This window comes from Devosia chinhatensis (genome assembly GCF_000969445.1).
GTDB classification, from domain to species: Bacteria; Pseudomonadota; Alphaproteobacteria; order Rhizobiales; family Devosiaceae; genus Devosia; species Devosia chinhatensis.
On the sequence record NZ_JZEY01000019.1, the window covers coordinates 1 to 510 of the forward strand.

The window sequence follows — 510 nt, forward strand, 5'->3', positions numbered from 1 at the left end:
CGACGGCTGGAGCGCGTTGCCACAGGAGCTTGCTGGCGGCGAGCGGCAACGCGGGGCCAGTGGGCGCGCAGTGGGTCGCCAGCCGAAGGTCTTTCTGGTCGACGAGCATTTGTCCAACCGCGATGCCGAGCTGCGGGTGCAGATGCCGGCATAGCTCAAGGACATGCATGCCCGGTTCAAGACGACGACCATCTATGTGACGCATGATCAGAGCGAGGCCATGACCATGGCGGATCTGATCGTGGTGATGCGCGGCGGGGTGGTGGAACAGAGTGGAACACCGCTCGATCTCTATGATTTTCCTGCACATATGTTCGTCGGCAGCTTCATCGGTTCACCCGCCATGAACTTCCTCCACGGCACGATCAGGGTGGCGGGGGACGCTGTGTTTCTCGAGACAGAAAGCGGCACGAAGCTACAGTGACGCCCGGGCACAGGCGGCTTCGATAGCCGCTCTGGACCGCTGGTAATCGCCCCTGAACACTTTGAGCATGCACCCGAGAACGGCAG

General features: G+C 62.0%; 1 pseudogene. It reads left to right on the top strand.

The window, feature by feature from the left end:
- Positions 1-418 (top strand): annotated as a pseudogene (locus VE26_RS18385) (ATP-binding cassette domain-containing protein); the annotation flags it as partial.
- Positions 419-510: the final 92 nt, after the last annotated feature.